At 37.4% G+C, this 23,322-nt stretch carries 19 protein-coding genes and 1 pseudogene; 14 read left to right on the top strand and 6 right to left on the bottom strand.

What is annotated here, in order from left to right:
- Positions 1–2: 2 nt before the first annotated feature.
- The 5 genes from pcrA to pruA all read left to right on the top strand — a co-directional run bounded on the left by pcrA (position 3) and on the right by pruA (position 8,186).
- Entirely contained in the window at positions 3–2,231 is a 2,229-nt protein-coding gene (gene pcrA, locus BM211_RS16550) for a DNA helicase PcrA (RefSeq protein WP_141771659.1), read from the top strand.
- Positions 2,232–2,246: 15 nt separating this feature from the next.
- Positions 2,247–4,256, top strand: a complete 2,010-nt coding sequence (gene ligA / locus BM211_RS16555) for an NAD-dependent DNA ligase LigA (protein WP_090998611.1) — start codon at positions 2,247–2,249, stop codon at positions 4,254–4,256.
- A gap of 16 nt (positions 4,257–4,272) precedes the next feature.
- Positions 4,273–5,448: a CamS family sex pheromone protein gene (locus tag BM211_RS16560; RefSeq protein WP_090998613.1), complete on the top strand. Its 1,176-nt coding sequence runs from the start codon at positions 4,273–4,275 to the stop codon at positions 5,446–5,448.
- 259 nt (positions 5,449–5,707) lie between these two features.
- Positions 5,708–6,478, top strand: coding sequence for a TSUP family transporter (locus BM211_RS16565; protein WP_035437763.1), 771 nt, complete (start codon positions 5,708–5,710; stop codon positions 6,476–6,478).
- A 160-nt stretch (positions 6,479–6,638) separates the two neighbouring features.
- Positions 6,639–8,186, top strand: a complete 1,548-nt coding sequence (gene pruA / locus BM211_RS16570; protein WP_035437762.1) for an L-glutamate gamma-semialdehyde dehydrogenase — start codon at positions 6,639–6,641, stop codon at positions 8,184–8,186.
- Positions 8,187–8,822: 636 nt separating this feature from the next.
- On the opposite strand, the gene BM211_RS16575 is transcribed toward pruA, so the two are convergent.
- The 6 genes from BM211_RS16575 to BM211_RS16600 form a co-directional block, all read right to left on the bottom strand.
- The gene (locus BM211_RS16575) at positions 8,823–9,239 is read right to left on the bottom strand and encodes a PH domain-containing protein (protein WP_035437761.1); all 417 of its coding nucleotides are present in this window, start codon (positions 9,237–9,239) and stop codon (positions 8,823–8,825) included.
- 235 nt (positions 9,240–9,474) lie between these two features.
- A complete protein-coding gene (locus BM211_RS16580; RefSeq protein WP_035437760.1) occupies positions 9,475–10,038 on the bottom strand; it encodes a cysteine hydrolase family protein in 564 nt (187 codons plus the stop codon).
- A gap of 120 nt (positions 10,039–10,158) precedes the next feature.
- The gene (locus BM211_RS16585) at positions 10,159–10,644 is read right to left on the bottom strand and encodes an HXXEE domain-containing protein (RefSeq protein WP_035437759.1); all 486 of its coding nucleotides are present in this window, start codon (positions 10,642–10,644) and stop codon (positions 10,159–10,161) included.
- 177 nt (positions 10,645–10,821) lie between these two features.
- The gene (locus BM211_RS16590) at positions 10,822–11,016 is read right to left on the bottom strand and encodes a DUF3926 domain-containing protein (protein WP_035437758.1); all 195 of its coding nucleotides are present in this window, start codon (positions 11,014–11,016) and stop codon (positions 10,822–10,824) included.
- Complete coding sequence (locus BM211_RS16595) at positions 11,009–12,190, bottom strand: ArsA family ATPase (RefSeq protein WP_090998615.1); 1,182 nt, start codon at positions 12,188–12,190, stop codon at positions 11,009–11,011. Before BM211_RS16595 ends, BM211_RS16590 begins: the two co-directional genes overlap by 8 nt.
- A gap of 76 nt (positions 12,191–12,266) precedes the next feature.
- A complete protein-coding gene (locus BM211_RS16600) occupies positions 12,267–12,749 on the bottom strand; it encodes a MarR family winged helix-turn-helix transcriptional regulator (protein ID WP_035437756.1) in 483 nt (160 codons plus the stop codon).
- A gap of 232 nt (positions 12,750–12,981) precedes the next feature.
- On the opposite strand from BM211_RS16600, the gene BM211_RS16605 reads away from it, so the two are divergent.
- The 9 genes and pseudogenes from BM211_RS16605 (at position 12,982) to gabT (ending at position 23,275) form a co-directional block, all read left to right on the top strand.
- Entirely contained in the window at positions 12,982–13,215 is a 234-nt protein-coding gene (locus BM211_RS16605) for a YiaA/YiaB family inner membrane protein (RefSeq protein ID WP_035437755.1), read from the top strand.
- 144 nt (positions 13,216–13,359) lie between these two features.
- A complete protein-coding gene (gene gatC, locus BM211_RS16610; RefSeq protein ID WP_020062440.1) occupies positions 13,360–13,650 on the top strand; it encodes an Asp-tRNA(Asn)/Glu-tRNA(Gln) amidotransferase subunit GatC in 291 nt (96 codons plus the stop codon).
- A gap of 15 nt (positions 13,651–13,665) precedes the next feature.
- Complete coding sequence (gene gatA / locus BM211_RS16615) at positions 13,666–15,123, top strand: Asp-tRNA(Asn)/Glu-tRNA(Gln) amidotransferase subunit GatA (RefSeq protein ID WP_035437753.1); 1,458 nt, start codon at positions 13,666–13,668, stop codon at positions 15,121–15,123.
- Positions 15,124–15,137: 14 nt separating this feature from the next.
- Entirely contained in the window at positions 15,138–16,568 is a 1,431-nt protein-coding gene (gatB, locus tag BM211_RS16620; protein WP_035437752.1) for an Asp-tRNA(Asn)/Glu-tRNA(Gln) amidotransferase subunit GatB, read from the top strand.
- Positions 16,569–16,977: 409 nt separating this feature from the next.
- A complete protein-coding gene (locus BM211_RS16625) occupies positions 16,978–17,880 on the top strand; it encodes a diacylglycerol kinase (protein WP_035437751.1) in 903 nt (300 codons plus the stop codon).
- A 490-nt stretch (positions 17,881–18,370) separates the two neighbouring features.
- Positions 18,371–19,651: an L-cysteine desulfidase family protein gene (locus BM211_RS16630; RefSeq protein WP_090998617.1), complete on the top strand. Its 1,281-nt coding sequence runs from the start codon at positions 18,371–18,373 to the stop codon at positions 19,649–19,651.
- A gap of 339 nt (positions 19,652–19,990) precedes the next feature.
- Positions 19,991–20,080, top strand: a pseudogene (locus BM211_RS27585) (ArsR family transcriptional regulator); the annotation flags it as partial.
- A gap of 70 nt (positions 20,081–20,150) precedes the next feature.
- Positions 20,151–21,425 carry an MFS transporter gene (locus tag BM211_RS16635; protein WP_035437749.1) on the top strand — a complete coding sequence of 425 codons (1,275 nt, stop codon included), beginning with the start codon at positions 20,151–20,153 and terminating at the stop codon, positions 21,423–21,425.
- A gap of 488 nt (positions 21,426–21,913) precedes the next feature.
- On the top strand, positions 21,914–23,275 hold the full coding sequence (gene gabT / locus BM211_RS16645; RefSeq protein ID WP_035437747.1) for a 4-aminobutyrate--2-oxoglutarate transaminase: 1,362 nt from the start codon (positions 21,914–21,916) through the stop codon (positions 23,273–23,275).
- Positions 23,276–23,322 lie beyond the last annotated feature (47 nt).

The raw sequence follows: 23,322 nt of genomic DNA on the forward strand, positions 1-23,322 counted from the left end.
ACATGAGTAAAACAGAAAAATTATTAACAGGATTAAATCCGCAGCAACAAAAAGCTGTGCAAGCAACGTCTGGTCCATTGTTACTTATGGCGGGAGCAGGTAGTGGTAAGACGCGTGTGTTAACGCACCGCATTGCTTATTTACTTGGCGAAAAAGGTGTTGCACCGTGGAATATACTTGCGATTACGTTTACAAATAAAGCGGCGCGTGAAATGCGTGAGCGTATTGATAAACTTGTTGGTCCTGAAGCAGAGGATATTTGGATTTCAACCTTCCACTCTATGTGTGTGCGTATTTTACGACGAGATATTGATCGCATTGGTATTAATCGTAACTTTACGATTTTAGATGCAAGTGATCAATTAACAGTTGTGAAAAAAATTATGAAAGAGCGCAACATTGATCCGAAGAAATTTGAACCGCGTTCTATTCTTGCGGGAATTAGCAATGCGAAAAATGAATTGTTATCTCCAGAAAAATATGCGAAAAAAATTACAATTGCAGATCCATATGAAAAGCTGACGAGCGATGTATATACAGAATACCAAAAGCGTCTTCTTAAAAATAATGCACTTGATTTTGATGATTTAATTATGACGACTATTCAATTATTTGAACGTGTGCCAGAAGTGCTTGAGTTTTATCAGCGTAAATTCCAATATATTCATGTTGATGAGTATCAAGATACAAACCGTGCTCAGTACATTCTTGTTAATCAATTAGCAGCACGTTTTAAAAATCTTTGTGTAGTTGGTGACTCGGATCAATCGATTTATCGTTGGCGCGGAGCGGATATTTCAAATATCTTGTCATTTGAAAAGGATTATGACAATGCACAGGTTATTTTATTAGAACAAAACTACCGTTCATCAAAAAATATTTTACATGCGGCGAATGCGGTTATTGAAAATAATGCAAATCGTAAACCGAAGAAGTTATGGACGGATAATCAAGTGGGAAGTAAAATTTCTTATTACCGCGCTGCAACTGAAAAAGATGAAGCATTTTTTATTGCGAAAAAGATTCGTGATGAAATTCAAATGGGAAATCGAAAGTATACAGATTTTGCAGTACTATATCGTACGAATGCCCAGTCCCGTATGGTCGAGGAGATTTTCTTGAAATCAAATATTCCATACAAAATCGTTGGCGGTATTAAGTTCTATGACCGCAAAGAGATTAAAGATATGTTGGCGTATTTGCGTTTAATTGCAAACCCGGACGATGAAATTAGCTTTGCACGTATTATTAATGTGCCAAAACGTGGTGTCGGAGCAACATCTATTGATAAAATTATTAATTATGGTGTGCAAAATGGTCTTTCATTAACAGCTGTATTAGACGAAATTGAGCATGTCGGTGTAAGTGCAAAAATTGCAAAGACAGTAGCAGAATTTGCAAAACAGCTTCATAATTGGGTAAACATGCAAGAATATTTATCGGTAACAGAACTTGTAGAAGAAGTGCTAGAAAAAACAGGTTACCGTGATGCGCTGAAAAATGAACGTACGTTAGAATCAGAGGGTCGTTTAGAAAACTTAGATGAATTTTTATCTGTTACACAAACGTTTGAATCACAAAGTGAAGACAAGAGTCTTGTTGCGTTCTTAACCGATTTAGCACTTGTTGCTGACATTGATCGTGTAGATGAAGATCCAACTGCTGGTGAAGAAGTCATTTTAATGACGATGCACTCTGCAAAAGGATTAGAATTCCCTGTCGTTTTCATTTTGGGATTAGAAGAAGGGATTTTCCCGCATAATCGTTCTTTAATGGAAGAGGATGAAATGCAAGAAGAACGTCGTTTAGCCTATGTAGGGATCACTCGTGCCGAAGAAGAGCTGTACGTAACGAATGCTCAAATGCGAACGATATTTGGTAGAACGAGCATGAATAAAGAATCACGCTTCATCTCGGAAATTCCTGAGGAGCTTATTGAAATACTTCATGAAGTAAAACCAAAGCGCGAAACTTTTAGTGCAAAATCTAAGCCTACAACTCCAACAACAGTTCGTGCCCGTTCAGCGGTTATTCGTCCAGCTACGAAAACAACAGGCGGTGAGCAAATTGGCTGGTCAGTTGGCGATAAAGCATCCCATCAAAAATGGGGGATTGGCACTGTTGTGAGTGTGAAAGGTGAAGGCGATGGAAAAGAATTAGACATCGCGTTCCCAAGTCCAATTGGCATTAAACGATTAATGGCTAAATTTGCGCCAGTGACGAAAGTGTAAGAAAGGAATGAGGTCATGTCGAAAGAAGCAGCACAAAAGCGTATTGAAGAGCTTCGTGACATTTTAAATAAACTTAATTATGAGTATCACGTGCTAGATCAGCCATCTGTATCAGATGCAGAGTATGATCGTCATATGCAAGAGTTAATTAAATTAGAAACAGAACATCCGGAATTTTTTACAGAAGACTCGCCAACCGTTCGTGTTGGCGGAGAGATTCTTGATATTTTTGAGAAAGTAACACATAAATCCCCGATGTTAAGTTTAGGGAATGCTTTTAATGAAGGTGATTTACGTGATTTTGATCGCAAGGTACGTCAAGGAATTGACGATCAAAATGTAAGATATGTGTGCGAATTAAAAATTGACGGACTGGCGGTTTCCCTTCATTATGAAAAAGGACGCTTCATTCAAGGAGCAACTCGTGGTGATGGTACAACGGGTGAGGATATTACGCAAAATTTAAAAACGATTAAAGCGATTCCCCTGCGTTTAACAGAAGAAATGACGCTAGAAGCGCGCGGAGAAGCGTACATGCCGAAACGTTCATTTGTGAAATTAAATGAAGAAAAAGAGCAGAACGGAGAAGCAGTCTTTGCGAATCCACGAAATGCAGCTGCGGGTTCATTGCGTCAATTAGATCCAAAAATTGCAGCGAAGCGTAATTTATCTTTATTTGTATATGGGCTTACTGATTTAGAAGGAAAGACGATCGCATCGCATAGTGAATCGTTAAACCTTTTAGGAGAGCTTGGATTTAAAACAAACCCGAATCGCCGAGTTTGCGAAACAATTGATGAAGTCATTGATTACGTGCAAGAGTGGCAAGAAAAACGTCCGCATCTTGATTACGAAATTGATGGTATTGTTATTAAAGTAGACGATGTATCACTTCAAGAAAGCTTAGGAACAACAGCAAAAAGTCCAAGATGGGCCATTGCATATAAATTCCCAGCTGAAGAAGTTGTTACAAAACTGACGGGTATTGAACTAAGCGTTGGACGTACAGGTGTTGTAACTCCAACTGCTGAGTTAGAACCAGTACGCGTGGCAGGAACGATTGTCCGCCGTGCTTCCTTACACAACGAAGATTTAATTCGTGAAAAGGATATTCGCATCGGTGATTATGTTGTTGTAAAGAAAGCGGGAGACATCATTCCTGAAGTTGTAAATGTGATTGTAGACCGCCGTACAGGTGAAGAAGAAGAATTTTATATGCCAACGCATTGCCCAGCATGTGAGAGTGAACTTGTTCGTTTAGAAGAAGAGGTTGCTCTTCGGTGTATTAATCCAGCATGTCCTGCACAAATTCGAGAAGGATTAATTCACTTTGTATCACGTAATGCAATGAATATTGACGGATTAGGCGAACGGGTAATTACGCAGTTGTTTGATGCAGATTATATTCGTACATTTGCAGATCTTTATACATTAACGAAAGAACAGTTATTACAACTAGAACGTTTTGGAGAAAAATCTGCTTCAAATTTAGTACAAGCGATTGAAGCTTCCAAAGATAATTCATTAGAGCGTTTATTGTTCGGTCTTGGTATTCGTCACGTTGGAGCAAAGGCCGCTCGTACGTTAGCGGAACATTATGAAACGATGGATCACATCGTGAACGCTACAGAAGAAGAGCTGACAACTATTAATGAGATTGGTGAAAAAATGACGCAATCGATCGTTACGTATTTTGATAATGAAGATGTACAAGAACTATTACAACAATTTAAGTCATATGGTGTAAACATGACTTATAAAGGGATAAAACGAGCAGATTTAGAAAACATCGAGTCTTATTTTGCAGGAAAAACGGTTGTGTTAACAGGAAAGCTAGAAGTGATGGGCCGAAGTGAAGCGAAAAAGAAAATTGAGGCGCTTGGCGGGAAAGTCACAGGCAGTGTAAGTAAAAGTACAGACTTAGTCGTTGCAGGAGAAGCTGCTGGTTCTAAGTTAGCGCAAGCACAAAAACATAACGTTGAGATTTGGGATGAAGCGAGGTTCTTACAAGAGCTCAATAATTAAGAGGTGCAAAGTTACCATGAAAAAAGTGATATTAGCAGCGTTAAGCCTTGGATTACTTCTTAGTGGATGTAGTATAGGGCCAAAAAAAGAACAAAAAATTGTAGAAAAAGGGAATTCGAAAGATAAATCAATTATTTCGAAATACTCGATTTCTGATGATTATTATAAAACGGCAGTTCCATTTGAAAAAGGATCGGCACGAGGGTTAGCTGTGAAAGGACTAAATAGCCGTTTAGATGTTGATGAATTTGAAACAGGATTAATGCGCATTGCGCAAGAATCATATAGTACGAAAGATTATATATTTCAAGGTGGAAAGTATTTAGATAAAGATACGATACAAGCATTGATTGAGAGAAAACGTACACCTGAGCAGCAAAGTAATTTAGAAAAAGTGTTGAAGAAGAGGTTACCGAATGGTTTAAATCCAGAACTACCACCAGGAGAACCGGAAACACTAGAAGCAAGAAATCAAAAGAGTCCAATGTATTTATCGCAAATTTTAGAACAAGATTACTTGAAAATAAAAGATGAGAATCAAGCAGAATTAGGCGGAATTGTTATTGGTCTTGCGATGAATTCCGTTCATTATTTTACAGAACAACACGGCTATCCGCGTGAACAAAAAATTGATGATAAAACATTGCTAGAAGAAGGGAAAAAAATGGCGCAAGAAATCCTGCCACTTCTACGCAAGAAAGATGAATTGAAAAATGTTCCAATTACTTTTGCAATCTACAAGCAGGAATCGAAATCTTCACTTGTACCAGGTTCTTTCTTATCGTATTCAAAAGTTGATAAAGGCAGCGATAAAGTAGACGATTGGAAAGCGTTAGACGAAAAGTATTATTTATTCCCTTCTAATGACGCAGAAACGAATTATCGTGATGATGCAACAAATGTAAAGAACTTCAATGCGAAAATAGCGGAGTATTTTACAGGTGATTATACTGCAGTTGTAGGCAGAGGATTTTATAAAGACGGTCAATTAAAAGAATTGAAGCTTGAAATTCCAGTTCAGTTTAGTGGAAAGGCAGAGGTCATTGGATTTACACAATACGTAACTGGGGCCGTTATGGATTTCCCTAATTATATTAAAGTACAAGTTACAATTAAATCTGTAGACCGTCCAGAAGCAATTATTATTCGCGACGTGAAACAAGATAAGCCATTTGTTCAAGTGTTAGATTAAGAAAAGTCGTTCCTTTTATGAGGAACGGCTTTTTGTCTATAAATCCATTGTATATAAGTCACTGCTATGTAAAACATAACGTGATTTGCGCTCGCTTTTTAAACATGGCATGTGGCAGAAAATAGGCCCTAACCGCTTCTATACATGGCCAGCCGCTCTCGCCCACCTAAAAGAAAGGTGTTTTTATTATTTGTATAGTGAAAATTTTGTTATAATTTTTAATGTTGTTATATAAAAAGGGGATCGAGGGAAAGTACAGATGGAAGATTTAAGTTTGCAGGTCATTATACTACTTATTGCTTTTGGTTTTTTAGCATCATTTATTGATTCTATTGTTGGAGGAGGCGGCTTAATTTCGCTTCCGGCACTTATGTTTATAGGTTTACCGCCAGCTTCAGCAATCGCAACAAATAAGTTGGCGGCAACAATGGGTTCATTTACGAGTACAATGTATTTTATTCGTTCTAAAAAAGTAGATTTTCGCATTGTAGGGAAACTCATTCCATTCACAATCGTTGGGGCAGTTGCAGGTGCATTTGTTGTAAAGTTCATTCCACCGGATGTGATGCGTCCTCTTGTATTAGTTTTACTCGTATTAATTGCTATTTATATTATTGTAAAAAAAGATTGGGGTAGTGTATCTACTTATAAAAAAATGACGAAGGGAAAAACATTTTTATTTTATCTAGTCATTTTGATTATTGGATTTTATGATGGTTTTTTTGGACCAGGCACAGGTTCATTTTTAATTTTTGCATTTTTATTAATTGGTTTGGATTTTATCCGCGCGGCTGCCGCAGGTCGAATTTTAAATTTTGTTAGCAATATTGTATCGTTGATTACATTTTTATTTTTAGGTGCAATTCAATTTAAATATGGCTTAATTATGGGTGTATCTATGGTTGCAGGTGCATATTTCGGTTCGAGATTTGCTGTTGAAAAGGGTGTAGGATATGTGCGTATTTTATTTTTGGCAGTAACAATTTTATTAATTGGAAAGAATTTTTGGGAATATATCCATATTTCATAACATGATGCATATGCATCATGTTGTTTTTTTATTTATTATATTTAAAAAATTTTTTAATTTTAAAAATATAAGTCTAAGAATATTTGAACAAATCGAAATTATCGTGTAGAATAATATTGTATTTAATGTAAACGTTTTTTTCTAAGGGGAGGCTAAAATAATGGTAGTAGCATACAAACATGAGCCATTTACAGATTTTACAGTAGAGGCAAATAAAGTTGCATTTGAAGAAGGTTTAAAGAAAGTAGAATCTTATCTTGGACAAGACTATCCATTAATTATTGGGGGAGAAAAGATCACTACAGACGATAAAATCGTTTCTGTAAATCCTGCAAATAAAGAAGAAGTCGTTGGCCGCGTTTCAAAAGCAAGTCGTGAATTAGCAGAGAAAGCAATGCAAGTAGCGGATGAAACATTCCAAACTTGGAGAAAAACGAAACCAGAAATGCGCGCAGACATTTTATTCCGCGCAGCTGCAATCGTTCGCCGCAGAAAACATGAGTTTTCCGCAATTCTTGTAAAAGAAGCAGGTAAGCCATGGAATGAGGCAGATGCTGATACAGCAGAAGCAATTGACTTCATGGAGTACTATGGTCGTCAAATGTTGAAATTAAAAGATGGCATTCCGGTAGAAAGCCGTCCAATTGAATATAATCGTTTTTCTTACATTCCATTAGGAGTAGGTGTTATTATTTCTCCTTGGAACTTCCCATTCGCTATTATGGCTGGTATGACAACAGCTGCATTAGTGTCTGGTAACACTGTATTATTAAAACCAGCTAGTACAACACCTGTAGTAGCGGCGAAGTTTATGGAAGTATTAGAAGAAGCTGGCTTACCAGCAGGCGTAGTAAACTTCATTCCTGGTAACGGTTCTGAAGTTGGTGACTACTTAGTAGATCATCCTCGTACACGCTTCATCAGCTTCACTGGATCACGCGATGTTGGTATTCGTATTTACGAACGCGCAGCAAAAGTAAATCCAGGACAAATTTGGTTAAAACGCGTTATCGCTGAAATGGGCGGTAAAGATACAATTGTTGTTGATAAAGAAGCAGATCTTGAATTAGCAGCAAAATCTATCGTTGCATCTGCATTTGGATTCTCAGGACAAAAATGTTCTGCATGTTCTCGCGCAGTAATCCATGAAGATGTATACGATCACGTATTAAACCGTGCAATTGAATTAACAAATGAATTAACAGTAGGAAACCCAGCTGAAAAAGGCATAAACATGGGACCTGTTAACGACCAAGCTGCATTTGATAAAGTAATGAGCTACGTTGCGATTGGTAAAGAAGAAGGTAAACTTGTAGCAGGCGGTGAAGGTGATGATTCTCAAGGTTGGTTCATTAAACCAACAATCATTGCTGACGTTGCAGAAGATGCTCGTCTTATGAAAGAAGAAATCTTCGGACCAGTTGTAGCATTCTGCAAAGCAAAAGACTTTGATCATGCACTTGCAATTGCAAACAATACAGAATACGGTTTAACAGGAGCAGTTGTTACGAATAACCGTGAACATATTGAAAAAGCACGTGAAGACTTCCACGTTGGTAACTTATACTTCAACCGTGGATGTACTGGTGCAATCGTAGGTTACCAACCATTCGGTGGCTTTAACATGTCTGGTACAGACTCTAAAGCTGGTGGCCCTGACTACTTAGCACTTCACATGCAAGCAAAAACTACTTCTGAAACCCTATAAGAAGTATAGGAAAGACCTTCTCGCTAGCGAGAAGGTCTTTAATTATTTTATATACAAAAGGATATAAAAAACCCTTTTCTTTTTATGGGAGGGAGAGAGCGTCTGGCCGCGCATAGTAGCGGTCAGTGCCTGTTTCTGCCACGCCAAGCGTTTTCAAATAAAGAAGGGCAACAATCTGCATTGCCATTTTGATCTGCATGGCAGCAATTTATATGCTGGAAAAAGAAAAATGAAATGTATGGCTGAGTAGTTACCTTTTTTATGGGAGGGAGAAAGCGTCTGGCCATCATGCATAGTAGCGGTCAATGCCTTTTCCTGCCACATGCTAAGTTTTAAACAAAAGGAGCAGGCCAGTAGCGAGCGCATTGTATTCTGCATAGCAGCGACTTATGTGTTGAAAGATCAGAATCGGTCAGAGAGTGAGTGTAGGTCTTTTTTTGCTCGGCGCGTTAGAATTGACTGTATTCAACTGGAATTCGTATAGGTAAATGAACTGATATCAGCGCTTTTTCAAATATATCGGCGGAAATGCCTCGTTTATCGGCGCTTTTTCGGATATATCAGCGCTTCGACACAAGATAAAGACCGTTCGGCAGTATTCGACATGCGCGCGCAGAAAGGAACTAACCCCCTAGGTTAGTTCCTATTCTTATTTAGAAGTGGACATTTCTCTTGCATTGTTTTCATAAATAAATCGGGGTCTTTTGGCAGCGATATAAGAGCTATATCATAGTTGCTATAAGTAATTTCTACGCGCTTAAACGTCCAGGCAGGTGCAGAAAGTAAGTTGTAAGTGTATCTGATGCTCGTTATTTCATGGAGCGGAATCATAATTTTAAAGAAACCAAATACAGCAATGAAATGTGTATGTGTAATCTCGTGATAAGAATGAAATAGTGCCCATAGAAGCATAAGTATAATGAGCAGCATAATGATTCCACCTATAATGGAGCCTGTATCAGCTTCTTTTGCAAAAAAGAGAATAAAAGGTATGGGACATAATGCAATAATGAGTAGAGACAGCAGTGGATTGCGTTGAATTGAAAATTTCATGAGTTACACATCCTTATTTTGGATTGTTACGCTTAATTTTAAATAAAAACAAACAAAATAACTAGAAAGTTTTACCCGTTCGTCATATTTCTCTGTATAAATTTTATAAGTTTCCTGTATAATACAATTTGAAGGAAAATCTATGATTAGACAAGAAGACACCGCTTTCAGTTTGCTCGCTGAAAGCGGTGTTTTTTTATATATACTTTAAGAAAAATAGAAACAATTTCTTTGATTAAGTCTGAAGGGATTGTTCGCGTTGTAAAAATTCTGCCTCGCTGATTACCTCAGCATATACGCCGTTTAAAGCAGCTAGAATGGTATTGTGAATGTATACAGCCGGAATCGAAACGTTTTTAAAGATTAAATCTTTCGTTGCACACGCATCATGCACCACTGTGCATGTAAAACCAAAATCAAAGGCAGCTCGTACTGTAGCGTCGATGCACATATGGGTCATCATGCCGCATACAACGACGTGTTCAATTTGAAAATTTTGTAATTTTTCTAATAGCGGTGTTTCTCGAAAACTATTAGGAAAATGCTTCAATATGACCGTTTCCTGTTGAAAAGGACGAACTCTTTCATGGATATGTACGCCTTCTGTATTCGGAAGAAGAAACGTTGCATTTTCCTGCATGGAAACATGTTGAATATGAAAAATAGGCTGGTTTGTATCACGGAAATGTTGTAGTATGCGCTGTGCATATTCGCTTGCTTCATCGGCGTTGCGTAGTTCCATCTTTCCATCTGGAAAATAATCATTTTGGATATCTACGAGTAAAAGAGCAGTTTTCATTTCTGTTACAGCCCCCCGTTTTCAATTTTGTATTCGTTTAATTATTCCATTACTTTAGAGAGTTTTCCTTTTATAGGGTGAAGAAATTTACATAAATTTAAAACTGAATTGTTTTCGTTTTTAATTAAACGGTTTAGAAATGGATTTTCCTATTTTGAATAGAATGGGGATTAAACTTATTAATACTCCTGCTACTATAAGTGTGGATAAAAATAACTCTCTAAAAGTTAATTCGTTGTTTTTAAAAAATTGATAAAGAATGAAACTATTAATAGGAATATTCAATAACATGCCAGTTAAGAGGCCTGGTGCATATCTTTTTAACACGATACTTGCGAGTAAATGGGGAAAAATGACGTTGATAATCATTGAACTAATGAAGCCAATAAGAATATATTTAGCCAGACTTGAATTTGGAGAAAATAAATAATAAAAAGTTGAAAGGTAAGCTAAAGAAGTAATAACGATAACTGCAAAATAAAATTCGTTTTTCCCTACAGGTTTGTGGAATTTTGAGGCGTGATTTGACCACTCTGGTAACCATACTGCTTCTTCTAAATTATGTAATGTAATAGCAAATAAAAATAAAATAACCAATTCTCCCAATGGAAAAACCTCCTCTGTCCAATTTGGTTCTATTAAATAATTATTGTGTATTGCGACGTTAATGCAGTATTTTTTCAAAAATCTACCCTACAATGGAAGTCTTAATTTTGCATGAGATTAAAACTAAGAAATTTAAGTGGAGGAGACCAGGATTTTCCCTGGTCTTTTCCTATATCATTATTCAATTGTCACACGTTTTAAAGAAGTTTCCGCAGGTTGCTTCTGTTCCTTTATATAAGAAGTGAGTTCTTCCTGAAATATGTTTAATAACCCTTTTGCTCGCTGCTGAAGCGGGGCAGGTAATTCGTTTATCATATACGACCCAACCTCAATTTTCGTCCGAATCATTTTTCGTAGTAAGTCTTCACGCATGAACGACACCTCCAAATCGAATGTTGAGGACATCACCTTCAAATTTTGCACCTTGAATGGATAAATGCGTTAATGTTTTTGGTAATGTAATGTTTCGCTTTACGGAACCAGCACGGATAATCAATTCGTCACCTTTTTGATTTAAAGAGAGTTCACTTTTATCAGAGAATGGGATGGATAGCACAAAGATATATTCATCGCCGTTTTTTGTGACATACTGCGTTCGGCCGTTAAACTTTACCGCAGTTGGATCAGGATCGTGTTTAAATAAAGCATCACCGACACGTTCTAACATAGATAAGCCAACTACTTCTTGTTCAAACATAGGTGCCTCGTAAATAGGAAGCGGCTGAAAACTATCTTGAATTAATGCTTTATATTTCTTTTGCGCATCTTTCCATGCTTGAAAATATGAATCTGTTACAGTATCAGGAATGATACGATTAATCATGATGGCATCAACGTTGTAGTCATATAAATTTAAATATGTGAAGCTGCGCTGTGCTTCTTTAATCACCATTTTTTCCGGATTGACAACAACGCGAACGCTTGTTACTTCTCGGTTGGATAAAATATCTCTCATTTCACCGAGTTGTTCGAGCGTATTTGTTAATTCTTCCATAGTATCGTCGGTAGGAAGGGGGAATCCGATAAGTGGCTGTGCAACAGGACGGACAACTTTTAATACTTTACGTTTAATTGGAAATAGTTTTTCCATCCACCAGCCGAGCATATCAGGAAAGCTTAACATTGCTAATGTTTCGCCAGTTGGAGCACAATCAATAATGATGACATCATATGTTTTTTGTTTATAGTAATCTAATACACGCAATAAACTAATTAAATCTTCCATACCTGGGAACATCGTAAGTTCCTCTGTCGTAATATCGTCAGCTGCTTTTGATGTAAATAGCAATGTAATATATTTTTGCAGTTTACCCCAGCCCTTTTCCATTTCATAGATTGTATTAATCTCTTGCGCCCATAGGTTTTCACAAATTTCTTGAGGTTCTGATGAAAGTTTCATACCAAAGGAATCTCCTAAGCTATGTGCAGGATCGGTGCTCATGACTAACGTTTTTAATCCTTGTTTTGCACTTTGCATTGCTGTTGCTGCTGAAATACTTGTTTTTCCTACGCCGCCTTTACCTGTGTACAAAATAATTCTCATCATTCATATCCCCTTTGTTTCGATAGTCGAATATTACGAGAGTCGAAATATATTTTTGAATAAAAACCCGCAGAGGGGTCTATTCAATCGGAATGTTTTTAATCTTAGCTGAAGTAAGCTTTTCTTCTGGTTTTTGTGGTGATGTAGCAATATGATTCATGATCTTTTGGAAGATCTGTAGTAAAAATGCCTTTTCTTCTTCTGATAGCGCTTCTGTTACAAGGCTAAAGTAATAAGCAGCATTTTGTTTTACTTCTCCTACAAGCTCTAGACCAGCTTCCGTTAAACGAATCAATACAATGCGACGATCACTTTCACTTCGATAGCGCTCAATATATCCTTTTTTTACGAGACGGTTGACTACACCTGTTGTCGTACTCATTGGAATATCGAGAAGCTCCGCAATTTTACTCATTGTAATGTCTGTATTTCGCTCCATCCAAAGCAAGCAAAATACTTCTGTTTTTGAAAGTGATAAATCAAGGCTTACCCATTCTTCAGGATAGAAAAGCTTCTTGGCGTTATCAAGCAGTAAGTCTAAAAAATGTTCGTATTGCAGCAATTATTTCCACTCCCGTATATTTCGAGGTTCGTAATATATTTTTCATTCTATGCTCAATTGTAATAAATGTCAATTGTTTTTAAATTTTCAGACTAAATCTATTTTATTCTTTATAAAGAACTATATATATGCTAGAGTAATACAAAAGATAGGCTATTTTACATATTCCTTCATAATATGGATAATAATGCACTATCTAATAGTGAGTTGAGCAATGATAAGGGGGATAATAATGAGAAGGAGAAATACTCAAGCGTTCACATTTTTAGCATGGACTTCTTTCGTTTGTGCGCTTTCTGGTATGCTAATTGGTATTTATACGTTAGATGAAACACTTAGTGTAAAAGGCTATTATTTAATTGGTACATTATTTTTAACAATGTCTAGTTTTGTGCTGCAAAAAACAATTCGTGATAATGAGGAAGATAATGAACACCTTCCGAAGAAAGAACCAATTGAAAAGTAATAAAATGACAGGGAAGGCGAAAGCCTTTCTTTTTTTGTCCAAAAATGAGTGAAGTACGCTGTGTTGACTTGCTTGAACTACTGAAAATTTGGTATCATCAATAGTATTGTAGATTGTACGATATATTATGGAGGTGGCCTAGCCGTGTCAAGAATTTCCGTTGAGAATGTAAAGCACGTTGCCCATTTAGCGCGTCTTGCAATTACTGATCAAGAAGCAGAAAAATTTCAAAAACAACTCGATGCAATTGTTACATTTGCAGAGCAGTTAAATGAATTAGATACAACAAACGTAAAACCAACAACTCACGTATTAGATATGAAGAATATTATGCGTGAAGACGTACCTGAAAAAGGTTTACCAGTTGAAGAAGTATTAAAAAATGCACCGGATCACAAAGAGAATCAAATCCGTGTTCCAGCAGTTTTAGAATAGAGGAGGGGAATTTCGATGTCATTATTTGATCATTCTGTATCAGAGTTACATAAGAAGTTAAACAGCAAAGAAATTTCCGTTACGGATTTAGTAGAGGAATCTTACAAACGTATTGCGGATGTTGAAGATAACGTAAAAGCTTTTCTTACATTAGATGAAGAAAATGCACGTGCGAAAGCGAAGGAATTAGATGCGAAGTTAGGCGCTGAAGATAACGGTTTACTATTTGGTATGCCAATTGGCGTGAAAGATAACATCGTAACAAAAGGTCTTCGTACAACATGTGCGAGCAAAATATTAGCAAACTTTGACCCAATTTATGATGCAACAGTTGTGCAAAAGCTAAACGCTGCTGACACAATTACAATTGGTAAATTAAACATGGATGAGTTTGCGATGGGTTCTTCTAACGAAAACTCTGGTTTTTATGCAACAAAGAATCCATGGAATTTAGATTATGTTCCAGGTGGATCTAGTGGTGGTTCTGCAGCAGCAGTAGCAGCAGGAGAAGTATTATTCTCTTTAGGTTCTGATACAGGTGGTTCCATCCGTCAACCAGCAGCATATTGCGGTGTTGTTGGTTTAAAACCAACATATGGTCGTGTATCTCGCTATGGTTTAGTTGCGTTTGCATCTTCTCTTGACCAAATCGGACCGATTACGCGTACAGTAGAAGACAATGCATACTTACTACAAGCGATTTCTGGTGTGGACCGTATGGATACAACTTCTGCAAACATTGAAGTTGGAAATTACTTAGCTGGTTTAACTGGTGACGTAAAAGGCTTACGCATCGCTGTGCCAAAAGAATATTTAGGTGAAGGTGTTGGCGAAGAAGCTCGTGAATCTGTACTAGCTGCGTTAAAAGTGTTAGAAGGCATGGGCGCAACTTGGGAAGAAGTATCGCTTCCACACTCTAAATACGCATTAGCAGCATACTACTTAATCTCTTCTTCTGAAGCGTCTGCAAACCTTTCACGCTTTGATGGCGTACGTTACGGCGTTCGTTCTGATAATGTGAATAACTTAATGGACCTTTACAAGAATACGCGTAGCGAAGGCTTCGGTGACGAAGTAAAACGTCGTATTATGCTTGGTACATTTGCACTTAGCTCTGGTTACTATGATGCATATTACAAAAAAGCACAACAAGTACGTACATTAATTAAAAATGATTTTGAAAATGTATTTGCAAACTATGATGTTATTATTGGACCAACAACGCCAACTCCAGCGTTTAAAGTGGGCGAAAAAGTCGATGATCCAATGACAATGTATGCAAATGATATTTTAACAATTCCAGTAAACTTAGCAGGTGTTCCGGCAATTTCTGTTCCGTGTGGATTCGGTGCAAACAACATGCCACTTGGACTACAAATTATCGGTAAACACTTCGATGAAGCAACAATTTATCGCGTTGCACATGCGTTCGAGCAAGCAACAGATTATCATACAAAAAAAGCAAGTCTGTAAGGAGGCGAGCATAGATGAATTTTGAAACAATTATCGGTTTAGAGGTTCACGTTGAGTTAAAAACGAATTCGAAAATTTTCTCTGCGAGTCCAACAGAATTTGGAGCGGATCCAAATACACAAACAAGTGTAATTGACTTAGGATATCCTGGGGTGCTTCCAACTCTAAATAAAGAGGCAGTTAACTTTGCAATGAAAGCTGCAATGGCATTAAACTGTGAAATCGCAACAGAAACAAAATTTGACCGTAAAAACTATTTCTATCCAGATAACCCGAAAGCATACCAAATTTCTCAATATGATAAACCAATTGGGGAAAATGGTTGGATTGAAATTGAAGTAGACGGTAAAAAGAAACGTATCGGTATTACACGTCTTCATTTAGAAGAAGATGCAGGTAAATCAACGCATACAAGCGAAGGCTACTCATTAGTAGACTATAACCGTCAAGGTATGCCGTTAATCGAAATCGTATCTGAGCCAGATATGCGTACGCCAGAAGAAGCATATGCATACTTAGAAAAATTAAAGTCTATCATTCAATATACAGGCGTATCTGATTGTAAGATGGAAGAGGGTTCCCTTCGTTGTGATGCGAACATTTCCCTTCGTCCAGTTGGACAAGAGAAATTCGGTACAAAAGCGGAATTGAAAAACTTAAACTCTTTCACTTACGTACAAAAAGGTCTTGAATTTGAACAAGTGCGTCAAGAAAAAGAGCTATTATCAGGTGGTATCATCCAACAAGAAACACGCCGCTATGATGAAGCGACAAAGAAAACAATCTTAATGCGTGTGAAAGAAGGATCTGACGATTACCGTTACTTCCCAGAGCCAGACTTAGTAGAGCTTTACATCGACGATGAGTGGAAAGAGCGCGTTCGCGCTTCTATTCCTGAGCTTCCAGATGCTCGTAAAGTACGTTATGTAGAAGAGCTTGGCTTACCAGCTTATGATGCACACGTATTAACATTAACGAAAGAGATGTCTGATTTCTTCGAAGCAACAGTTGTAGACGGTGCAGACGCGAAATTAACATCAAACTGGTTAATGGGTGAAGTATTAGCATACTTAAACAAACAACAAAAAGAATTACAAGACGTAGCACTAACACCAGCTGGTTTATCTAAAATGATTCAATTAATTGAAAAAGGTACAATTTCGTCTAAAATTGCGAAAAAAGTATTTAACGAATTAATTGAAAACGGTGGAGACCCAGAAGAAATTGTAAAAGCAAAAGGTCTTGTTCAAATTTCTGACGAAGGAGCACTTCGCAAAATCGTAACAGAAATTCTTGATAATAATGAACAATCTATTGAAGATTTCAAAAACGGTAAAGACCGTGCAATTGGCTTCTTAGTTGGTCAAATTATGAAAGCTACAAAAGGACAAGCAAATCCGCCACTTGTTAATAAAATCTTACTTGAAGAGATTAACAAGCGATAATAAAGAAAAGCGGAGGTGGATGGTTCTAGCCACCAAAGTTAGACAGTAGCAGCAAAGATTAATCAGAAAAAACACCCATAAATGGGTGTTTTTCTGGGTTAATCAAACGTTTGTTTAAATGGTATTTCGTTTAAACAAACGTTTGATTAACTGACAAAGATAAGGGAAATGCTGTCATGTTAAGTTTGGTAAGATAGTTGCAAAAAGCTTCTAATAATGATAAATCTAAATTTAGAGAGAATTTTTTCATCATATGAAATAAATAGCACCTTAATGTGAAAAATGAAGTTATATAGCTTCGTGAGAGTGAAAAATGGAAGGAGGGTATGCATAGGAATGCTAAGTAAATACTTAGCGGCTATTCCTTTCCCTTTTTTGATGAATGAGGGTTTTCCTGTGCTAATATTATATGAAACGAGCAAGAATTATTTATAATCCAACTTCTGGTCGTGAGTTGTTTAAGAAAAACTTACCGGAAGTACTGCAAAAATTAGAACAAGCAGGATATGAAACATCATGTCATGCGACAACAGGTCCTGGAGATGCAACTGTGGCAGCGAGACAAGCGGCAGAGCGTAAGTTTGATGTTGTTATCGCAGCAGGCGGCGACGGTACATTAAATGAAGTTGTAAATGGGTTAGTTGGAAATGACCATCGTCCAAAATTCGGAATTATTCCAGTTGGAACAACAAATGACTTTGCTAGGGCGATTGGTGTACCTCGTACAATTGAAGAAGCCGTTGATATCATTTGTGCTGGTCAAACGGTACCTCTTGATCTTGGAAGAGCAAATGATACATACTTTATTAATATTGCAGGCGGTGGCCGCATAACTGAATTAACATACGAAGTACCAAGTAAATTAAAAACAGTACTTGGACAACTTGCTTATTATTTAAAAGGTATTGAAATGTTACCATCTTTACATCCAACATATGTAGAAATTGAGTATGATGGAAAAATATTACGAGAAGAAATTACAATGTTTTTAATTACAAATACACGATCAGTCGGTGGCTTTGAAAAAGTAGCGCCGTATGCTTCTATTAATGATGGTTTATTTGATTTGTTAATATTAAAAAAAGGATCGATTGCAGACTTAATTAAAGCAGCGACACAAGCGCAGCGCGGCGAGCATATCAATAATCCGAAAGTGCTATATACACAAGCAAATCGAATTAAAGTACATTCAACAGAAAAATTAATGATTAATTTAGATGGTGAATATGGCGGAGATGCACCGATGGAGTTTGAAAATATGTATCACTGTTTGGAATTATTTGTTCCAGAACAGCAGGAAACTACCTTGTAAGAGGTAGTTTTTTTTGTGAAGAATGGGAAACCGCCTTTTTTAGATGGGTGAGAGCGTTTGGCCGCACGTGGAAGCGGTCAGTGCCCTTTTCTACTTAAAACAAAAGGAGGAAACAAATAGCGTCCATGATGTATTTGCATAGTAAGTATATTGAAAAATTAAAAGGACTCGAAAACGCTTTGTAATCGTTTACATATCATGGTACTATTAAATTGTAATAATAATAAATTATTACGATAATTTATTATTATTACAATTTAATACAGGTGGTATTGGAGAATGAAACATTATTACAGCAATACTATCCGTTCGTTACATTTCTTTCGAAGGTAGTGGAAGAAAATTGTAAAGTGGCCAAAAATGTTATAAATATCTGAACCAACTATATACCGTTATTTATAGAAGATTAAAGATGAAAACAATTAATTGTTTGCGAAAACTTGTTCATTATTTTACATAATGAGTAGTTGAAAGACAGGAGGGGTAATTTGTGAACAAGAATAGTATGTTACGTGTGTTAGAGAAAGAATTAGTCGTTGCTTTAGGGTGTACAGAACCAGTGTCGATTGCGTTAGCCGCAGCTACTGCAAGAGATTATATGAAGGGTGACATACAGTCCATCGAAGTATTTGCAAGTACAAATGTTATTAAAAATGCAATGGCGGTTGGTATACCAGGAATGAAGGCTACGGGAATTGACTTTGTTGCTGCTTTAGGTGTGTTAGCCGGAGATAGTAAAAAAGGTTTAGAAGTGTTAGCTGGAGTTTCAGAAGAAGATGAAGAACAAGCAATCTCTTTAGTAGAAGCGGGGCAGGTGTCTGTAGAATTAGCAGATACGTCTAAAAAGCTATACATTGAAGTGAAGCTTACGACTGACGCGGGATATACAAGAGTTATTATTTATGATAATCACACATTTATCGCATTAGTAGAAGCGAATGGAGAGCTTGTTTATAAGAATGGATGTGGAAATACAAACTTTTCCACTTCTGAAGAAGAACGTGATGAACTAACGATTCCGGAAATATATGAATTTGTTACGACTGTAGATGTAATGGAATTGGCACTTGTAAAAAAGAGTATTGAACTGAATCGTAATGTGGCATTAGATGGTCTGTCGAATGAATATGGCTTACAAGTTGGAAAAACATTAAAGGCAAATGTATTAAAAGGAATTCTATCAGATGATTTAACAACTCATGCGATGGCGTTAGCAGCTGCTGGTTCAGATGCGCGTATGGCGGGTTCGACAATGCCAGTAATGGCTAACTCAGGAAGCGGTAATCAAGGGATTGCCGTAACGATGCCTGTAGTAGCTGCAGGTGAGAAATTGAATGCTTCTGAAGAAGAGTTAATTCGTGCTGTTACGTTAAGCCATTTATTAGCGATTTACATTAAAAATCAATTTGGGCGTTTGTCTGCACTTTGCGGTGTAACAGTTGCTGGTGCAAGTGCATCGGCTGCTATTACGTATTTATTAGGCGGAGATATTGAAAAGATAAAGTATGCCATCCAAAATACACTTGGAAATGTAACAGGGATGCTTTGTGACGGAGCAAAAGCAGGATGTGCGATGAAAGTAGCAACTTGTTCAAGCGCAGCTGTACAATCTGCACTGTTAGCCTCACAAGGAATGTGTATCTCTGCTACAGATGGATTTATCGAAACAGATGTTGATAAAACAATCGAGAACTTTTGCCGATTAGGAAATGAAGGTTCACCGAATATGGATAAGATCATGCTAGAGATGATGATTAATAAAAGAAAATAGTAGTGATGTATCACCGTGGATGTTATTCATAATCAAATGAAGAAAAACGCCATTCTTTCTATAGAATTATAGGAAAGGATGGCGTTTTTGTATGTAATTGCTCAAGTTTTTCCATAACCATCTAAAATTATTTTTCGGTTCATACATTTCACTTCCAGTTTTCTTTATTCCCAGCGTTAATGAATATTTGCGGAGGTGAACTTAAAAATTGAAATATCAAATCATTAAAATCTGGAGGTAGCTGAGTAGTTATGAAAACGGATGAATTGACAAAGATTTATATGTAGGATTACACTCAAACTATTCAATTAATTAATTGAATAGTTCGGGGGATTTTACATGCTTAATGAACGAAGTTTAAAAGATTTATAATATCAAGAGTTTGCAAGAGTAGGAAAAAGTTTATCTAGCCCAAAGCGGTTGGAAATTACGTTATTTACGAACTAGCTGATATAGCTGTTACGTTTTAATCAGCAAGATGTAAAGAAGGTGTTCATAAATGTTCGATAAAGCACAAGATTCAATCGAGAGTTACATAACTTCTCCAGAAAAGCTAAAAAAATTATATAGAAGAGTGTTATTCGTTGTGAGCCTATCACAGATTTTCGGCGGGGCTGGTTTAGCGGCGGGAATTACTGTAGGTGCCCTGTTAGCACAACAAATGCTTGGAACTGATGCCTATGCAGGAGTTCCAGCAGCTTTATATACTTTAGGTTCAGCATGCGCAGCTTTAATTGTAGGAAGACTTTCTCAACGTTATGGACGTCGGACAGGTCTCGCAACCGGTTTTATTGTCGGCGGACTCGGTGCAATTGGAGTTGTGATTGCAGCCATGATGAATAATATAATTCTATTATTTGCTTCTCTATTGATTTATGGTTCAGGTACAGCAACAAATTTACAAGCTCGTTATGCTGGGACTGACTTAGCGAATAAAAAACAACGAGCAACTGCTATTAGTGTTACGATGGTTATGACAACATTTGGAGCTGTTGCAGGGCCAAATTTAGTGAATATTATGGGAGATTTTGCTCTTTTTATTGGAGTTCCAGCACTTGCAGGTCCATTCATTTTATCAGCTACAGCATTTATCTTAGCAGGTATTGTACTGTTTATTATGCTTCGCCCAGATCCATTAGATATTTCCAAAAAGATATTAGCTTATAAAAAGGAATTTGAGTATGAAAATGATTCAAATCCCGTTGATAAAGCAGTAAATAAAAGAGGTCTTGCGGTCGGTGCCACAATTATGGTTCTTACGCAAATTGTAATGGTTGCAATTATGACTATGACACCGGTTCATATGAAACATCATGGTCATGGTTTAACTGAAATCGGAATTGTGATTGCGTTTCATGTAGGTTCTATGTATTTCCCCTCACTTGTCACAGGTGTTCTTGTAGATAAAATAGGTCGAACAGTCATGAGCATAGCTGCTGGTACTACATTGTTATTTGCTGGTTTATTAGCAGCATTCGCGCCGATGGATTCAATGGTTCTATTAGTACTTGCTCTTTCTTTACTTGGATTGGGCTGGAATTTTGGTTTAATCAGTGGTACAGCTCTAATCGTTGATTCTACGGATCCTTCAACACGTGCAAAAACGCAAGGAACACTCGATGTTTTTATTGCACTAGCAGGGGCTTCTGGCGGTGCTCTTTCAGGAATAATAGTAGCGAATACAAGTTATGCTACATTAGCTTTGAGCGGAGGGTTTTTATCTTTAATTCTCATACCTGTTGTGATTTGGTCCCATAAAGGCAGAGAACAATAGGGTTTTAGGATAAAGTGAAACTTTAATCAGTAGGGGGGGTTCTTCATCCCCTACTGATTATTAGTTGAACCAATCGGCTTTTACGGGCAGTTATTCCCCAGCTATCTTCCTTAGAAAAGCGGAAGCGGCTCGCTCAGAATCGCAGGACGTTGGAGCCCAAGACGGAGAGGCGCTTTTTGCCTCGTCCGAGGGGGCGAAACGACCGGAGATTCTAGCCGCTAGAGCTGGACAACGATTCTCTCTCAATCTTGAGGTGGGGGTAGTTCAATCTTAAAATATTAGTAGTTTAAAAACTTAGCCTGATGGGCGTGTAACGGTACCACATATAGATAGAAATCTTTTTGGTAAGTCATTAAAGACTTGAAATAAGTCTTTAATGACTTATTTTTGTGTCAAAACGTACGAAAACATAAGAGAATCGTACATTTATAAGTTGGCACACATCTTGCATTATAAAAAGCAAATGACTAAAAGAGGTGGAAGATATTATGAAAACAAATTTTGCGAAAGTAAATCAAAATATTCCGGGTTCAAAAGCAGCTTCATTATTTGAACGCCGTCAAAATATTGTCCCAAGAGGAGTAAGTAATGGCATTCAAACATTTGTTCAATCGGCTCAAGGGGCACTTGTGACAGATGTAGATGGAAATCAATTTATCGACTTTGCGGGGGCAATCGGTACAATTAACGTCGGACATTGTCACCCGGCCGTTACAGAAGCTCTTCATAAGCAAATCGATCAATATATCCATACAGGTTTTAACGTAATGATGTATGAGTCGTATATTGAATTGGCAGAAAAGCTAGCTACGCTCGCACCGGGTAACTTTGATAAGCAAGTTTTGTTTTTAAATAGCGGGGCTGAAGCGGTTGAAAATGCAGTGAAAATTGCTCGTAAGTATACGAAACGAACAGGGATTATTGCCTTTACAAAAGGATTTCACGGCCGCACATTAATGACGATGACAATGACAAGTAAAGTAAAGCCATATAAAAATGGATTTGGTCCATTTGCACCAGAAGTTTATAAAGCGCCATTCCCTTACGAATATCGCCGTCCAGCTGGATTAACAGAAGAACAATATGAAGATTTCATTATTGAAGAATTTAAAAACTTCTTAATCACAGAAGTTGCACCAGAAAGTATTGCTGCTGTTGTGATGGAGCCTGTACAAGGAGAAGGCGGTTTTATCGTTCCTGGTAAAAAGTTTGTAAAAGAAGTACACCGTTTATGTGCTGAAAATGGTATTTTGTTCGTTGCTGATGAAATTCAAACAGGATTTGGCCGTACGGGTAAATATTTTGCGATTGACCATTACGATGTCGTACCGGATTTAATTACGGTATCGAAATCGCTAGGGGCGGGTGTACCAATTAGCGGTGTAATTGGCCGAAAAGAAGTAATGAATGAGGCTGCGCCAGGTGAACTAGGCGGAACGTATGCTGGAAGTCCATTAGGATGCAGTGCTGCATTAGCGGTTCTTGAAGTAATGGAGAAAGAAAATTTAAATGAAAGAGCTGTGCATATTGGAAAAGTAGTGATGGATCGTTTTCAGCAAATGGCTGAAAAATATGAATGCATTGGTGATGTTCGCGGACTAGGGGCGATGTGTGCCTTTGAATTAGTGAAAGACAAAATGACGAAAGAACCGAATAAAGAACTAGCTACTAATCTTATTGCAGAAACAAATAAGAGAGGTTTGCTGCTATTGACGGCAGGTGCGTATGGAAATGTCGTGCGCGTTTTAATGCCGCTTGTGATTACGGATGAGCAGCTTGAAGAAGGGCTTATGATTTTAGAGGAGTCGCTTCAGTCTTGTTATGGGAAAGTAGATAAAGCACACGTGTAAAAACTTCTTTCTTTTAGGTGGGCGAGAGGGTCTGGCCGCGCGTAGTA

Source organism: Bacillus sp. 491mf (assembly GCF_900112415.1).
Taxonomy (GTDB): domain Bacteria; phylum Bacillota; class Bacilli; order Bacillales; family Bacillaceae_G; genus Bacillus_A.

Coding starts and splice junctions, on each gene's coding strand:
- BM211_RS16580 (WP_035437760.1), bottom strand. CDS start 10,038: ATGAAAACTGCTCTTTTACTCGTAGATATCCAAAATGATTATTTTCCA.
- BM211_RS16590 (WP_035437758.1), bottom strand. CDS start 11,016: ATGCGTGAAGACTTACTACGAAAAATGATTCGGACGAAAATTGAGGTT.
- BM211_RS16565 (WP_035437763.1), top strand. CDS start 5,708: ATGGAAGATTTAAGTTTGCAGGTCATTATACTACTTATTGCTTTTGGT.
- gabT (WP_035437747.1), top strand. CDS start 21,914: ATGAAAACAAATTTTGCGAAAGTAAATCAAAATATTCCGGGTTCAAAA.
- BM211_RS16635 (WP_035437749.1), top strand. CDS start 20,151: ATGTTCGATAAAGCACAAGATTCAATCGAGAGTTACATAACTTCTCCA.
- BM211_RS16595 (WP_090998615.1), bottom strand. CDS start 12,190: ATGATGAGAATTATTTTGTACACAGGTAAAGGCGGCGTAGGAAAAACA.
- gatB (WP_035437752.1), top strand. CDS start 15,138: ATGAATTTTGAAACAATTATCGGTTTAGAGGTTCACGTTGAGTTAAAA.
- BM211_RS16605 (WP_035437755.1), top strand. CDS start 12,982: ATGAGAAGGAGAAATACTCAAGCGTTCACATTTTTAGCATGGACTTCT.
- pcrA (WP_141771659.1), top strand. CDS start 3: ATGAGTAAAACAGAAAAATTATTAACAGGATTAAATCCGCAGCAACAA.
- ligA (WP_090998611.1), top strand. CDS start 2,247: ATGTCGAAAGAAGCAGCACAAAAGCGTATTGAAGAGCTTCGTGACATT.
- BM211_RS16625 (WP_035437751.1), top strand. CDS start 16,978: ATGAAACGAGCAAGAATTATTTATAATCCAACTTCTGGTCGTGAGTTG.
- pruA (WP_035437762.1), top strand. CDS start 6,639: ATGGTAGTAGCATACAAACATGAGCCATTTACAGATTTTACAGTAGAG.
- gatA (WP_035437753.1), top strand. CDS start 13,666: ATGTCATTATTTGATCATTCTGTATCAGAGTTACATAAGAAGTTAAAC.
- BM211_RS16560 (WP_090998613.1), top strand. CDS start 4,273: ATGAAAAAAGTGATATTAGCAGCGTTAAGCCTTGGATTACTTCTTAGT.
- BM211_RS16575 (WP_035437761.1), bottom strand. CDS start 9,239: ATGAAATTTTCAATTCAACGCAATCCACTGCTGTCTCTACTCATTATT.